Here is a 14,888-nt window from a genome sequence, read left to right on the forward strand (position 1 = left end):
GAGTGACGTAAGGAGCGAATCGCGGCAGGTGGGGCACTCTATGGCATCAGACGCATACAGCGTGCAGTCGGTGTACCTCGACTACAACGCCACCACTCCAATGCGCCCGGCGGCACTCAAGGCTACATACGAAGCCCTCACCGCCGTAGGCAATGCTTCCAGCATCCATCACCCTGGCCGTGACGCTGCGACCAGGGTAGACAAAGCACGTCGTCAGGTCGCTGAACTGCTGAACTGCTCCCCCGGTGAGCTCATCTTCACCTCGGGGGCAACCGAAGCCAATAACCTTGCGCTGCAGGCTGCTTATGCCCAGAGCGGTTGCATCATCACCTCGGCGGTCGAGCACCCGGCTGTCCTGGAAACCGCCCGAGCGCTCACAGGGGACGCTCCGGGGCGCCTCGCGATCTTGCCCGTCGGCAGCGAGGGGCAGATCGGCCTGAATGCCTTCAGGTCTGCGCTTCAACAGGGCGGGGTGGCCCTCGTCTCCATCATGCTGGCGAACAATGAGACCGGAGTGATCGTCGATCTTGTTCCCGTGATCGAGGCCGCACACTTGGCAGGCGCGCTCGTCCACACGGACGCGACACAGTACGTTGGCCGCCTTCCCCTCGACCTGGGTGACCTCGACGTCGATCTACTCTCACTGTCTGCCCACAAGTTCGGCGGGCCACAGGGGGTTGGCGCACTGTTCATTCGTCGCAACACTCCTCTGACTCAACGCCCACTGGTCTTCGGCGGAGGCCATGAGCGCGGCTGGCGCGCTGGAACGCTCAATGTCCCTGGCATCGCCGGCATGGGAGCCGCAGCCGAGGCCGTTCACCGACAGCTCGACGATGAAGCACCCCGCATCACCAAGCTGCGCGATCTCCTGGAGGGCGAACTCCTGGCGCAGCTCCCTGGAAGCCACGTCAATGGCGCAGCGGCACCACGGCTACCCGGCGTCACGAGCATCAGCTTTCCGGGTGTCCCAGCCGACGCGCTTCTCGCTGCGATGCCTGACGTAGCCGCATCCGATGGCAGTGCGTGCTCCGCCGGGGCACCGAGCCCGAGCCATGTCTTGGTCGCCATGGGTCTCAGCCGGGAGGACGCCGACTCCACCATCCGCTTCTCGTTGGGCTATGCCACGACAGAGCAGGAAATTCGCCGCGCCGTTGAAGCCACAGTTGGGGCTGTCACCTCTGTACACACCGCTATGTATCCCACCGACAGCCCTTGACCGGCGCCCCAAGACTTCGCACTCTCACCTTGAACTGAAGGGTTCGACCGTAATGCCAGAAGGCCGCCTCTCCTCCGACATCGTCGGACTGAAATTCAACAGGCACGAGAGCTTCCCCCCGCGCTTCGGCTGGCTGCACAAGGCATACCTGCAGGTCAAGAAGGACGAGATGCTCTTCCACTCCCCTGATGCGCTCGTGCGCTTGGGGGTGGGCAAGAACATGGTCTATTCCATGCGTTACTGGTCGCAGGCGTTCAAGCTCAGCCACGAGTACCGCAGCGCCGACCTACAGGCGCGGGCGCTTGCAGCCACCCCGACATGGCGTGCCCGATGGCTCCTGGACGAAGAGGGCGCCGACCCCTACCTCGAGGACACGGGCAGCCTCTGGTTGTTGCACTGGTGGCTGGTATCAGGAAGCAAGGAGGCCAAGTGCCTCGCCCCAAGCTGGTACGTGATGTTCCACCTCGCGCCGCTCGCTCGGGTCACGGTCGAGGAAATGACCACCCTCATCACGCGTGAAGTACACAACAGCTTCGACCGCGACAAGTGGCCGGCGCCTGAGTCGATCAGCCGAGACGTCGAGTGCTTCATCAAGATGTACGCGCCGGACCCCGACGCGAACCCGCTCTCGCCCGGCAGCTTCGAGGACTCCCTCCTGTGCCCCTTCCGTGAGTTGGGACTTCTGGAGTTCCAAGGAGGCCGCGGCAAGGAGCGCACGTACCGCTTTACCAGCGGCATCCGCCCCAGCCTCCCGCCCCGTGTCCTCGTGCACGCTTGTCTCGACTACGCGGCTCGCTTCAGTCGTAAGCCGGACTCCATCTCGCTTGCCCGTCTCGCCAGCGAGCCCGGTGCGCCTGGCCGCGCTTTCCACATGCGCGAGCCGGAGCTTGGTAGGTCGATCGAAGCCCTCGTCGAGAGCCACCCTCAGCTTGAGATCGTGGAGTCGCTCGGGCAGCGGAGCCTGCGCTTCGCGGACAACCCGGAGACCCTCGCTTGGGACATCCTCGACGAGCAGTACGGCCGCGTGCGTGACCGCGAAGGCTTCCCCTCTCCCGAGGAGTGGGCACAGCAGAACCCCGGCCTGAATAAGACCACGGCCGACGACGCTGAGGCCGCACAGGGGCAGATCCCCCAGCAGCCCGACATGATCAAGGAGCTCGCGTGACCACGGCCACCAAGCCAACTTCCCGCACCAAGCGGAAAGGCGCGGGAATCCAGATCCCTACAGGAATCAGCTTCGTCGGAACGGAGTTCCGTTCCACCAACCTGGAACGCGACGTCCGAGTCCAGGACCTCCACTCCCCGTACGTCGGCGTGCGCGCTGGCGACGTCCTGGACCGCGTTGGCAATGCCCTGGGAGATCTCAAGCGCAATCGCGCCTGGTCCTTCACCGGGCCCTACGGCTCCGGCAAGTCGACTCTGTCGAACCTGATCGACGCATTCCTGGGTCACGACGCTGAGCGTCGAACCACTGCTTACGAGGCGGTAGCTGCGACCAACGCCGCATTGGCGCAGGAGATCGCAGAGAACCGTGAGGCGCTCGCGGCAGAAGGTTTCCTGGGAGCTGTCACCACAGCACGCAGAGAACCACTGGCCGACACCATCCACCGGGCCCTTCAGACCGCTGTGGACCGCAGGTGGAGGAAGCGCGTACCGAAGGACGTCGCGACGGCCATGGCTGCCTGCGCGGAGACCGACATCCCGACGACCGACAGCCTGCTGCACGCAGTCACCACGCTGTGCGGCAAGGCACCGCTTCTCCTGATCATCGATGAGTTCGGCAAGACGCTGGAATATCTCGTCTCCAGCGGCGAGGGCAGCCATGCCGAGAGCGATGTCTACTTGCTCCAAATCCTCGCGGAGAAGAGCGCCGGCGCCAAGGGGCTGCCGCTCTTCATGTTCACCCTGCAGCACCTGGCTTTTACGGACTACGCCTCTCAGTCCAACTCCGTCCAGACCCAGGAATGGGCCAAGATCCAAGGGCGCTTCGAGGACGTCACCTTCGCCCCCAACCTCGGTGACGCGGTCTACCTTCTACAGAGGAAACTGGCCCACGCATCGGTGCAGGAACAGGGGAGGAAGCTCGTAGCCGCGCAGGCGCAGGCGGCCCACGGCATCTGGCGCCAGCATTCTCTGCACTCCGTCGTCGATATCACCGCGGAGTCATTCGCCAACCTGTACCCGCTGCACCCGCTCACCGCCGTAGCAGCCCCACTCATGGCGACACAGATCGGCCAGAACGACCGAAGCCTCAGTGGCTTCCTCGTCAACGACGAGCCCCACACGGTGCGACGCACTCTCGACACCTGCGCGGACGAGGCGCCGGAGCGCGCTTCGACGATCCGGATCCCGCAGCTGTACGACTTCTTCTTCTCCGCCGGGCGCACCACGATCCTCGCCTCCTCCAAGGCGAGCCGATGGCTGGAGATCAACGCCCGCCTCGAGGAAGCCCACGGGCTCCCCGAAGCCGATCAGGAACTACTCAAGGCGATCGGCGTACTCAACCTCATCGACGCCGACGGACTCCTGCGCGCCACGCCGGCGATGATCCAGTTCGCACTGAACGACCCGACCGACGCGACCGACACAAAGCGGTTCGACCAGCTGAAGAAGAGGCTCGACAAGCTGGTGGAGGACGGGCTCGTCGTCCACCGCTCATACAGCGACGAATACCGGATCTGGCAAGGCACCGACGTCGACATCGATGCCCGGGTGCGCGAGATCGCTATCCAGCTCCAACCCGACGACGTAGTGCGCTACTTCAACAAGCACCTCGGGACAAATGTCCTCCCGAACGCGGTTGCTGCGGGCGCGCACAGCCAGCTCACCGGCATGCAGCGGCACTTCGTGACCGCCGTCAGCCACCAGACCGAGAAGCTACGAGGCCCCAAGGTCGTGCAGGATGCGGCCGACGGGATGCTCGTCTTCCACTTCGGTGATCTGAAGAGCACCCCCCGGGTCGACTCACCGCTCCCGGTCGTCATCGGTGTGACCAAGAACCCCCAGGCGGTACTGAACGTCGGCAACACCCTCGTGGCGCTTCAGGACCTTATGAGCGATGAGGAGCTCGACCACGTCGCCCGGCGGGAGATCAACGAACGGGCCGGAGAGTTCTCCCAGCGCATCACCGCCATGCTCGCCGAAGCATTCCGCCCGGGAAGCGATGAGTCGAGCTGGTACTTGTGGAAGAGCGGCGAGGAGACCGACGGGCAACCGGCCCAGCAGCTCAAGGCCCGCAGCTACGCAGGGCTCGTATCCGAAGCGTGCAACGTGGTCTATCACCAGACCCCTCACGTACGGAACGAGATGGTGGGCCGCCACCAGCTCACCAGCAACGCAGCCCGCACGCGCCGCGAAGTCCTCACGTCGATGATCGAGAAGACAGGGCTGCCCCTGCTCGGTTGGCCTCACGACAAGTTCCCCGCAGAACGTGCCTTGTACGACGGCGTCGTTGAGCACCTCGGACTGCATCGCGCCGCTGGCGAGGTCAACGGCGGTCAGAACTCTGAAGGCAGCATCCACACACACGGCATGTCCCGCCCGAGTGCTGCCACGAACGAGAGCATCATGCCTGTCTGGGAGGCTCTCGAGGCGGCACTGAGCGAAGCCACGGAGCCAACCAACCTCGTAGAGATCTACGAGCGGCTCATGGCTCCTCCGTACGGCGTGAAGGCTGGCGTTGTCCCGATCCTGGTCGTCGCAGCGCTCGTCTTGCGCGGCAACGACGTTGCGGTCTTCGAGGAAGGCAACTACTGCCCTCGTCTCACCGCCCCGATCATGGAGCGCCTGAACGTCAATCCGGAGCGTTTCGCGCTCAAGGCGACTCCGGCCGACCGCGGCCAGCGCCGACTCGTACTCGATGGCCTCGTCACGTCGCTTGGCGTCGACATCCCCCGTAGCCGAGCCAACCGGAACCCGGCACTGCTGGCGGTCACCCGCGGGATGCTGGAACGAGTGATGGTCCTGGACCAATACTCGCGCAAGACCCGCCGACTCAGCGAAGACACCCTCGTGGTCCGCAAGGTGCTATCCGAAGCGACCGACCCGGACCAGTTGGTCTTCGAGGAACTCCCCGAGGCACTCGGCTTTGAGAAGGTCACCCCAAGCACGCGGAAGGACTCCGAGACAGCGGAGGCATACGTCGTACGCCTCACGGCTGCGCTAAACGAGCTCACCGACGCCAGCGCGAGCTTGTGCCAGCACGTGGTGAATACGTTGGCGCAGGAATTTCGACTCCCCGCGTCGAGTATCGGCGAACTGCGGGTTGGCCTGGCTGAGCGCATGCGCGGCTTCGCCGACGCCTCGCTCGAAGTCAGCCTCCACGGCTTTGTGACTCGAGTGCTCAACGAGATGCTTCCCGATGACGACTGGCTCGGGACGGTTGTGGTCCAACTCGTCAACCAGGCACTCGGCGACTGGACAGACCGTGACGTGGACGTCTTCCCCCGAGTAGTACGGGACAGGGCGCGCGCGCTGGACCGCGTGAGCCACCTCTACAACGCCGTGGAGGAGGAGCCGGCCGACGAGGCCGTCAGGGAAGTCAGCAAGCGCTCTAAGCCGAAGCAGCGCCAGATCGACACTCGCCTGCTGACCCTCACCACCCCACAGGGAACGGAAGAGCGCACGCTTATCCATGTCCCGAAGAAGTCGCGGAATGCCGCAGACGAGCTCGTTGTCAGTGTCATCAGGCAAGCTGAGGAAGCACTGGGCCCCGACGGCGCACGCATCCTGCTTGCCGCCCTGGCCGAGCACCTGTCCGGCCAGGACAGCGTCGCATCCGAGCAGAAGGAGCAGCTGTGACAGACACCGACAGCTCCAACAGCAAGAAGCGCCACGTACTCGGTATCTCGGGAGGCAAGGACTCCTCATCTCTCGCGATCTACATGCGAGACCGCGTACCGGAGATGGAGTACTTCTTCTGCGACACCGGCGCCGAGCTGCCCGAGACATATGAGTACCTCAACCGTCTCGAAGGCGCCCTCGGCAAGCCCATCGAGCGACTCAACTCGTCCCGGGACTTCGATCACTGGCTTGAGGTCTACCAGGGGACGCTGCCCAGCCCCCAGATGCGCTGGTGCACCAAGAACCTGAAGATCAAGCCTCTTGAGGAATGGATCGGCGACGACGAGGCCATCTCGTACGTGGCGATCCGGGCCGACGAGAACCGACTCGGCTACGTCAGCACCAAGCCGAACATCACCGCCGTCTTCCCCTTCCGCGAGGACGGTATTGATCGCGCGGGAGTGGATCGAATCCTCGACGAGGCTGGCATCGGCCTCCCCGGCTACTACGAGTGGCGCACCCGATCCGGCTGCTACTTCTGCTTCTTCCAGCGTAAGCATGAGTGGGTTGGACTGAAGGACCGGCATCCGGAGCTCTTTGAGAAGGCCATAGCTTACGAGAACAAGGTCAAACACCAGGACACGGCCATGCAGGACCGCAAGTACACCTGGTCACAGGGGGAGTCTCTCGACGAATTGATAGAGCGGCGAGAGGACATCGAGGCTAAGCATCAGGTGGCACTTGAGCGTGCGGCTAAGCGGCAGAAGCCGAACCGTCCGTTGCTGGAAATCCTGTCCAACGCACTAGACGATGACGACGACGATGCCGCCTGCGCGGTTTGCCATCTCTGATAGGTAACAGCCAGTGCCCGGTCTGCGGCTTCGCAACCGGGCACGCTGGCTTATTGGTGCAGCAGGCCACTGACCTCTCTAAGGACCTCCAGAGTCATGTCGTCCAGCCCGGAATCTAGGCGCATCGACCGCCGAACGGGCCGGGTGGGACGGAGCCACCTTAGAAATCCGAGCCGGGGAAAGCCCGGGCGCCTTCCTCCTCTGAGGCAAGCGGCCTGAAGCAGGGCGTTTATTGGCGTAGAGGTGGCCTTGCCAAGGTCCTCCATAGCTGATGCGCTTGGGGAGTTGGGGTGTCGGACTCGGGGGGCTTCGTGGTCAGGGCTATTCTCGGTTCGATGTGTCGTGCCCTCGGTAGCAAGACGGATTCGGTCTTTCCGCTCGGTGGACGGGCGGCCCGCGCATGAGACTCCGGCGGGGGATCACGATCGGCGTCGTGGCAGCCGGGGGTGCCGTTACAACGATGCTCGTGGGACTCGTCACGAACGCGGTGTCCGAGTCGGAGTGGCCAGGCTGGTTGGGGTGGTTGCAGCGGCATGCCTGGTTCTCGTTCGCAGTGCTGGGCGGGGCCACGGTCGGGCTGACCATGCTGCTCGCCGCGCTGTCGGAGACCCGCACGCCCCTGCGGTCCCCTGAGCCGCATCAGCCGGGGAACGGGTCGGAACCTCCAGGGGCCGCCCTGGTGCTGCGGTCGCTGCCATGCGACACCGCGGCGTTCACCGACCGGAGCGCTGAACTCGAGGCGCTGGTCCGGTCCGTGAGGATCTCGCAGGAAAGCGGCTCGGCGCTGCCCGTGCATGTGATCGACGGAATGCCGGGGGTCGGCAAAACAACGTTCGCCGTGCACGCCGGTCATGTGCTGTCGGAACGATTCCCGGACGGGCAGCTGTTCGTGAACCTCAACGGGCACACGACTGGACGCGCGCCGGTGCAGGCCACCGAGGCGCTGGCTTCGTTGCTGGCCGCGACCGGGGTGCCTGTACAGCGGATTCCCGTCGGCAACGACGTGGGCGCGGTCGCCGAGGCGCGGGCGGCCATGTGGCGGAGTCGGCTCGCGGACAAGAAGGCGCTCCTCATCCTCGACAACGCGGCCAGCTATCGCCAGTTTGAGCCTCTGCTCCCGGGCGGGAGCGGCTGTCTCGTGCTGGTGACCAGCCGGAAGCGACTGGCGGCGTACGAGGAGGTGGTCCTGCCGGTGGCGGCATTGCCGCCGGAGCACTCGGTCGACCTCTTCGTACGCCTCAGCGGGCGGCCGGCGGACTCGCTCGACCATGCCGTGCTCGCGGAGCTGGTGGGGCTGTGCGGATATTTGCCGCTGGGGGTTTCGTTGCTTGCAGCGCGGCTGCGCCATCACCCGTCGTGGAGCGCCGAGGACCTGCGGGCGCGGCTGGTGGCGGCACGGGACCGGCTGGGAGAACTCCGGGCCGGGGAGCGCGCGGTCGCCGCGACGTTCGACCTGTCCTACCGGGACCTCGCGCCGGAGCGGCAGCGCTTCTTCCAGCGTCTCGGCTTCTACCCTGGTACCGACCTCGACACCTACGCCGGTGCCGCGCTCGGCTCAGTCTCGGTGGCCGCGGCGCACGAACAACTCGACGCGCTCTACGACGCCCATCTGATCGACGAACACCCTGGAAGCCGTTACCGGCTTCATGACCTCTTACGCGACTACGCCCGCGGTCTCGCCGACGAGGGAGGCACCATGGAACAAGTTCAGGCCGTTCAGCGCGTGTGCACCTACTACTTGGCCGCCCTCTCTGTCGCGAACGGACACATCCTTCGCGGTGGCGCTGCCACACCGGCGCCACCAGGCGTCGCCGCGCAGGTGGAGACGCCGCCCATGGAGTCGCGTACGGCGGCCCTGGGCTGGCTGGAGAACGAGCGGGCGAACGTCCTTGCCTGCATCCGGCGAGCGAACAATCTCGCGCTGCATGAGCTGGTCATCCGTATGGCCGCGGCCATGGCCCCCTTCCTGCGGCAGGCCGGCCCGTGGGACCAGGCCGTCAGCCTTCACCGCACGGCCGCCGAGGCCGCCCGGCACACCGGCGACCGGCGCGCGCTGGCCTGCGCGCTCGCCGAGGTCGGAGTCGTACGGCGCTTCATGGCCGCCTACCCTGAGGCGATCGAGGCCCTGAACGAGGCGGTTACGGAGTACGAGGCAGTCGGCGAGCGACGCGGCAAGGCAGACGCTCTGAACCAGGCGGGCATCGTCTCGTACATGATCGCGGACAACGACGCCGCGGCCCGCGCCCAGACCGAGGCCCTCGCCCTCTACCGCGACATCGGCGACCGGCTCGGCCAGGCGAACGCGCTCGCGGACCTCGGCATGGTGCGTCGGCAGACAAGCCAGTTCGACGTGGCGGTGGAGGAGCAGGCCGAGGCTCTGTCGATCTATCGCGAGCTGGGTGACCGCTACGGAGAGGCCAACTCGCTGCGGGACCTGGGCATCGTGCACTGCCTCATGGGTGAGTATGAGCTGGCCACGCTGCGGCACCGTCAGGCGTTCGACATCTATCAGGAGCTCGACGACCGGGTCCACCAGGCGTACGCCCTCAACGAGCTTGGCGTCGTACGGCGGCTGACCGGCGACCTGCCCGGGGCACGGGAGGCCCATGCCCAGGCGCTGGAGCACTACACCGAGCTCGGCGAGCGGTTCGGGCGCGCGAACAGCGTCCGCCACCTCGGGGTGCTGGACCGCATGGAAGGGAACGTCACCGAGGCGATCCGTGTGTTGGAGGATGCCCTGGGTTCGTACCGTGTTCTCGGTAGCCGTGGCGGAGAGGCCGCCACGCTAAGCGAGTTGGGTGTGGCGCACGGAATCGTCGCGGAGCAGGACCATGCTTTCGAGGCGTTCCAGCAGAGCCTGGAGATTTTGCGGGAGCTCGGCGACCGGTGCGGGGAGGCTGAGGTCCTGAACCACTGGGGGATGCTGCTGCACGCTTCTGGTGACTGGGCCGCCTCGCGGGGATATTTCGAGCAGGCGCTGGGGTTGGCTCGGGACATCCGCTGTCCGTTGGAGCAGGCGCGGGCGCTGGAAGGGATCGGACGCTGCGACTGGATGGCAGACGGACCCGCGCAGGCTGAGGGCTCGCTGAGCGAAGCACTCGCCGTGTACCGGCGATTGGGCGCGAACGGGGCGGCCGACTCTGTCGAGCGGCTGCTTGTGTCGCAGGCGGGTTGAGCCGAGCTTGTGGCCGGATTGGGCATGCCATCGTAGGTAGTGGGACTGCTACGTTGCGGGTCGATCTGCCGACTCAACCGCCGGCGCACCGTCACGAGGAGCGTTGAATGCTGTCACGCACGTCCGTTCCCACGCCGCTGGCCCCGGTGACGCCCGTGGCCCCGGAACCCACGCAGGGCTCGGTTGTCCTGGACCGCGTCGCCGCCCGTGTACGGCAGCGACTGGCAGCCGAGCGGACTGCGGCGAACCGTACAGGCGAAGGTGGTCACCAGGCTTCACTGATCTGGACCTGGCCCCTGTGAGCTCTCCCGCTCGATGACGCCGCGCGAGAACATCGCTCCCTTTCGGTCCTTCATTCTCAAGGTTGCCAATCGCTGCAACATCAACTGCGACTACTGCTACGTCTTCAACTCCGCGGACCAGGCGTGGCAGCGTCTACCCGCCCGAATGAGTGTGGATATTGCACGGGCGGCCGGGCGGAGGATCGGTGAGCACGCCGCGGCGCACGGCCTGCCGGGCGTGCATGTCGTTCTGCACGGTGAAGAGCCCCTACTCGCCGGCCCCCGGCACATGGCTGACCTGCTCGGCGCCGTACGGGAGGGTGTTACGGCCGGTGTGGAGGTACGTTTCGAGCTGCAGACCAACGGGACGCTTCTCACGGAGCCGTGGCTGGACCTCTTCGAGCGGTACGAGGTTGTCGTGGGCGTCAGCCTCGACGGGCCGGCGTCCGCGAACGATCGGCATCGGCTGACCCATGCCTCCCGGTCGAGCGCCGCCTCGGCCGTACGCGGCATCGACCTCCTGCGGTCCCGACCCCACCTGTTCGCAGGAGTGCTCGCCGTTGTGGACCTGGCCAACGACCCGATCGAGATCCACGACTACCTGGCGTCGTTCGAGCCTCCGGTGATCGACTTCGGTCTGCCGCACGGGACGCACGACGAGCCACCGCACCGCGGCGATCCGAGCGTGCCCGAGTACGGGGTGTGGATGAGCCGCGTCTACGACGCCTGGCTTGCCCGGCCCGAAGACAGGCACGGCATACGGATGCTGGAGGACATCGTGGCGCTCAGCTCCGGCGTGCGCGGCTCGGTGGAATCCCTGGGTCTGGCCCCGCCGACGAGTGTCGTGATCGAGTCCGACGGCACGGTCGAGGGCGTGGACACCCTGCGGTCCGTCGAGGAAGGCGCCTCCTGGCTGGGGATCGACGTCTTCAGGCAGTCCTTCGACGAGGTCCTTCACCATCCAAAGCTCCTGCACCGGCAGTACGGGAAGGCCACGCTCGCTGAGGAATGCCAGGACTGCCCTCTGGTGGAGGTGTGCGGCGGAGGCTACCTCCCGCATCGCTTCAGCACCGCCCGCGGCTACCAGAATCCGTCCGTTTACTGCGCGGACCTGGAGTACCTCATCCGGCATGTCCAGGGCTCCCTACGTCGGCATGGCTGGGATCCGGCGGCCCCGCCCCTGTAGCCATGAGCCGTGCCGCCACGGCAGGATCACGCGTTGGAATGAACGAGTGAAGCGATGGAAGAGCGACAGGAGATGTCGATGACCGTGACGATCCGCCCCGCTGACAGGCGGGACATCGTGGCCGTAGCCGAACTGATCGAGGAGATCGAGCGGTTCTACGGATCGACCGAGATCCAGCCGCTCGACGAACGCCACTCCCAGGTGGAGGAGGCGCTCTTCGGCTCGCCACCGCTGGCGTCCGCGCTCCTGGTCGAGGACGGGGCTGGCAACCTCGTCGGGCTCGCCGCCTACTCGTTCCTCTGGCCAGCGGCCGGCTCCTCCCACTCCTTGTTTCTGAAGGAGCTCTACGTCCGCGACACCCTCCGCCGCCAGGGCGTTGGCGCCCGCCTCATGGACGAGCTCCGTGCCCTGGCCGCCGCACGCCCCGGGTGCAGCCGGGTCGAGTGGATGACGGACCGCGACAACCCGAACGCGCGGGCCTTCTACAAGTCGCTGGGATTCGCGGAGTTCGATGGGAAGATCGTCTACCGGGTGGACACCAATACGGGCTGAGGGCGGGGTGCGGCTGTGAAGGAAGAGCGGTGCGACCGGTGTGAATGCATCGTCGGGTTGGGATGCGCCTGCTTGCCAAACGGGGTCGTATCGGAAAGACGTGCTGTACCGCAGCACAGGCAGGAGTGGCGGCGCTTCCCCGCGGACACGATCCTGATCTCGCCGACGCGGTACGCGCACCGGCCCGGGGCCTGCGCCCACCTGACCGAGGAGTTGGTAACGGCCCCGCGCTGTGGCTGGATCCCCGAACCGCCGCACGGGCTCTGGGACCGGTTGAGCAGTAGCCACCCGGCGACCGCGACAGAGGGGAACACCACACGGCAGGCGGTACGACGGTGCGAGGAGTGCCAGTCGGCATTGTCGTGATGTAAGCCGCCGTAGGCACGGTCGCGCGTGACCGACCTGGGCTCGCCATGTGACCGCGCACAGGGCTGCAGCCGGTCGCTGCAGCCCTGCGGGTTTGGGTGTGGACAGGCCTTTGCTTTCCGGTCGGTGGTCCATGTCGCGCAGCCGCCTTTGCTTACGGCGGCCCCGCTCCCCCATCGTGGCCAGGACAGCGACTTGGTCGACCGCCTGCGCCCAGGTCAAACTCCAGGAGTGGGGACGGCCGCGCGGCGGCTGCAAGTGCTGGTCGAGCTGTGCATGACCTTCACGGCTTCCAGGTGCAGGACTCGGGTCTCCCCCAAGACTCACAGAGAGGGTGATCTGCGCATCGAGATGGAGATACGCGCGGTTGCACCCCAGCCCTCCGAGGTGGCGGCCTCACCAAGCGCATAGTCGCGCTTGGCGTGTCGAAGATGACGCGGCACACCGCCGCCTCGACGGAGCGGACGATCACGGCGGGCGTGGCGGAGAACTCGCCGCGCCGGTAGGCGCAGGTGGTACTCGCGGACTGCGCGGCCCCGGCAGCGCTCGCGTACTGCACGGCGGCCCTGAAACCGCGGAGAACACGCTTCCGCCATCGTGCTCTAACTCCTCCACATCCTGGTCACCGGTCACCCTCAACCCGCTGTATCCGTGCGATCCGACACCCCAAACTGAGTACTCGTGCTCATGCCCCCGCAGGTGCCCTGCTGCCACAGTGGCCACAGCGGGGTCCTTCAGTACAGCTTCGTTGAACGGGCAGTCGGCTACGTCTCGCATCGGCCATTCGCGGCACACTCTCTTCGTCCAGTCGAACAGCTGGCTCTCGCTCAACCGGCGCGGTGCAGGAGGTCTCACGGGGCAGCGGCGGAGCGACACCAGGCCTCGGCGGGATTGGCTTTCAGCCAGCTTCACGCCTTGGTGGCAGCAGGATTCCACTGAGATGCAAGATCACAGCTATCTTGCTGAGTTGCATCTGTTACGAATGGGGCACTGTCAGTGAGCGGCTGAGGTATTCGCTGGGCGACGTGCTGTACGGGGAGGAAGCGGTGGCGGTCGACAGCACGGGGGATCCGCAGGCAACTGCCGCTGCGCTGGAAGCGGCTGGCGGCGCGATTACCGCGTCGGGTCCCGGGCCCCTCGCCGGTATCGGTGCCGCCGTGGCGCAGGCGCTGCGTGTCGAGGGCGAGACGCTGACGACCTTCAAGAAGCGGGTCGATGATCTCCTGACCCAGCTGGAGGAGTCGAAGGCAGCCCCGCACAGAATCGCTGATGGTGGCCTGCCGAAAGGACGGCTGGGAAGCTTCGACGAGGCCGACGCGCTGCACGCCTCCTATACCCGTGTGCACTCCCGTCTGGAGCAGCTGTCCAAGATGCTGGCGCTGCAGATCGAGGGGCTGGTCGCCACGGTCGACGCGTCGAAGAGCGGTTATCACAACCTTGACGACGACATCCGCGACCGCTTGAGACGGATCCGGGTCGAGACAGACAAGTTGATTGCCGACGAGATGGGTCCGGGGGCGAGGGCACGCACCAGCGGCGGGTCGAACGGATCGGCCCGTGACCAGCAGGGATCCCAGCCGGCGGATGAGGAAGCTGGCGGCCTGTGATGTCGGTGTCGGCGAAGAGCGGCAGCACGGTGACCGCGGCGGGGAAGGCGGGACAACTCCATGTCTGACTGGGGCAGCCGTGCTTGGCAGATGGTCAGGGAGACCCGATTCCTGGCCCACGACCCGGAACAGCTATGGGCCATGGTCGAGCCCGCGGACGGTGCGACAGCCACGGAGCTTGGCGAACTGCTGACCCAGGCCGCCAAGACAATCAAGGACATCGGCGGCGACCTGCACACGCACAGCATGGCGGTCGAGTGGGACGGTGAGGGCGGCGAGGCGTTCCGGACGTGGTGCCACAAGGCCGCGCTGGCCGCTCTGGGCCTGGGGGACTACAGCGAGACCGCGGGCAAGTGGCTCGGCCACGCCGCGGACACGCTCCACGAGGTCAAGCCCCAGCTGGAGATCCTGCGAAAGCAGAGCGCCACCGCGCGGTCGGTGCTCGACGCTCACGCTGCGAAGGCGACGGACGTCGGCAACCACGACGACGGCCCCTCGGACACCGAAGTGGACACGGCCAAGACCCAGTACACCAACGACAGCGCCGACGCCGCCGGCCTGATCATCAAGCTGGCCCAGTCGTACACGGCCTCGACGGAGCAGATCGACGCGCTGGAGGCGCCTGAATTTCCGGAACTGCCGGAGCGGTTCGTGCCGACCAAGATCGATAGCGGAACCCACGTTTCCGCCCCCACTGCTGGTGGCGGGACATACCAGGAGACGGTCGCGCGAGCGGAGACGCCAGGTCGGGAAATAGGCGCAGACCCCGGCGTGAGCGGGACAAGTTCAATGCCGACGGGGTCCACGCCGCGCCACCTGACGGACCTGGCCGTTGCACCGGATACGCCGCCGAGACCTCACTCGGACACGAC

General features: G+C 66.3%; 9 protein-coding genes. All 9 read left to right on the forward strand.

Translation table 11 applies throughout. From position 1 onward, the window contains the following. Positions 1 to 40 precede the first annotated feature (40 nt). The 9 genes from ACFVT1_RS16875 to ACFVT1_RS16915 all read left to right on the forward strand — a co-directional run bounded on the left by ACFVT1_RS16875 (position 41) and on the right by ACFVT1_RS16915 (position 14,016). Positions 41 to 1,216 carry a cysteine desulfurase family protein gene (locus ACFVT1_RS16875; RefSeq protein ID WP_256260194.1) on the forward strand — a complete coding sequence of 392 codons (1,176 nt, stop codon included), beginning with the start codon at positions 41 to 43 and terminating at the stop codon, positions 1,214 to 1,216. A 52-nt stretch (positions 1,217 to 1,268) separates the two neighbouring features. Beyond that, positions 1,269 to 2,381 (forward strand): DUF4007 family protein, encoded by a 1,113-nt coding sequence (locus tag ACFVT1_RS16880; protein WP_072487354.1) that lies wholly within the window; start codon positions 1,269 to 1,271, stop codon positions 2,379 to 2,381. Then, entirely contained in the window at positions 2,378 to 6,016 is a 3,639-nt protein-coding gene (locus ACFVT1_RS16885) for an ATP-binding protein (protein ID WP_389795854.1), read from the forward strand. Before ACFVT1_RS16880 ends, ACFVT1_RS16885 begins: the two co-directional genes overlap by 4 nt. Continuing rightward, positions 6,013 to 6,849, forward strand: coding sequence for a phosphoadenosine phosphosulfate reductase family protein (locus ACFVT1_RS16890; protein ID WP_072487352.1), 837 nt, complete (start codon positions 6,013 to 6,015; stop codon positions 6,847 to 6,849). Before ACFVT1_RS16885 ends, ACFVT1_RS16890 begins: the two co-directional genes overlap by 4 nt. A 400-nt stretch (positions 6,850 to 7,249) precedes the next feature. Beyond that, entirely contained in the window at positions 7,250 to 10,024 is a 2,775-nt protein-coding gene (haaT, locus tag ACFVT1_RS16895; RefSeq protein ID WP_389795857.1) for a cyclophane-containing RiPP biosynthesis TPR protein HaaT, read from the forward strand. Between the two features lie 107 nt (positions 10,025 to 10,131). Next, positions 10,132 to 10,326, forward strand: a complete 195-nt coding sequence (gene haaA, locus ACFVT1_RS16900; RefSeq protein WP_389795858.1) for a HaaA family cyclophane-containing RiPP peptide — start codon at positions 10,132 to 10,134, stop codon at positions 10,324 to 10,326. A 13-nt stretch (positions 10,327 to 10,339) separates the two neighbouring features. Further along, on the forward strand, positions 10,340 to 11,491 hold the full coding sequence (locus ACFVT1_RS16905; protein ID WP_389795860.1) for an FxsB family cyclophane-forming radical SAM/SPASM peptide maturase: 1,152 nt from the start codon (positions 10,340 to 10,342) through the stop codon (positions 11,489 to 11,491). Between the two features lie 78 nt (positions 11,492 to 11,569). Then, positions 11,570 to 12,043, forward strand: coding sequence for a cyclophane-containing RiPP N-acetyltransferase HaaN (gene haaN / locus ACFVT1_RS16910; RefSeq protein WP_389795861.1), 474 nt, complete (start codon positions 11,570 to 11,572; stop codon positions 12,041 to 12,043). 1,391 nt (positions 12,044 to 13,434) lie between these two features. After that, positions 13,435 to 14,016, forward strand: a complete 582-nt coding sequence (locus ACFVT1_RS16915; RefSeq protein ID WP_389795863.1) for a hypothetical protein — start codon at positions 13,435 to 13,437, stop codon at positions 14,014 to 14,016. Positions 14,017 to 14,888 lie beyond the last annotated feature (872 nt).

Origin of the sequence: Streptomyces sp. NPDC057963, assembly GCF_042887155.1 — a bacterium.
In the GTDB taxonomy this organism is placed as follows: Bacteria; Actinomycetota; Actinomycetes; order Streptomycetales; family Streptomycetaceae; genus Streptomyces.

Bases quoted from the DNA above. Each gene is read 5' to 3' on its own strand.
- ACFVT1_RS16875 (WP_256260194.1), top strand. From the start codon at position 41: ATGGCATCAGACGCATACAGCGTGCAGTCGGTGTACCTCGACTACAAC.
- ACFVT1_RS16880 (WP_072487354.1), top strand. From the start codon at position 1,269: ATGCCAGAAGGCCGCCTCTCCTCCGACATCGTCGGACTGAAATTCAAC.
- haaT (WP_389795857.1), top strand. From the start codon at position 7,250: ATGAGACTCCGGCGGGGGATCACGATCGGCGTCGTGGCAGCCGGGGGT.
- haaA (WP_389795858.1), top strand. From the start codon at position 10,132: ATGCTGTCACGCACGTCCGTTCCCACGCCGCTGGCCCCGGTGACGCCC.
- ACFVT1_RS16905 (WP_389795860.1), top strand. From the start codon at position 10,340: ATGACGCCGCGCGAGAACATCGCTCCCTTTCGGTCCTTCATTCTCAAG.
- haaN (WP_389795861.1), top strand. From the start codon at position 11,570: ATGACCGTGACGATCCGCCCCGCTGACAGGCGGGACATCGTGGCCGTA.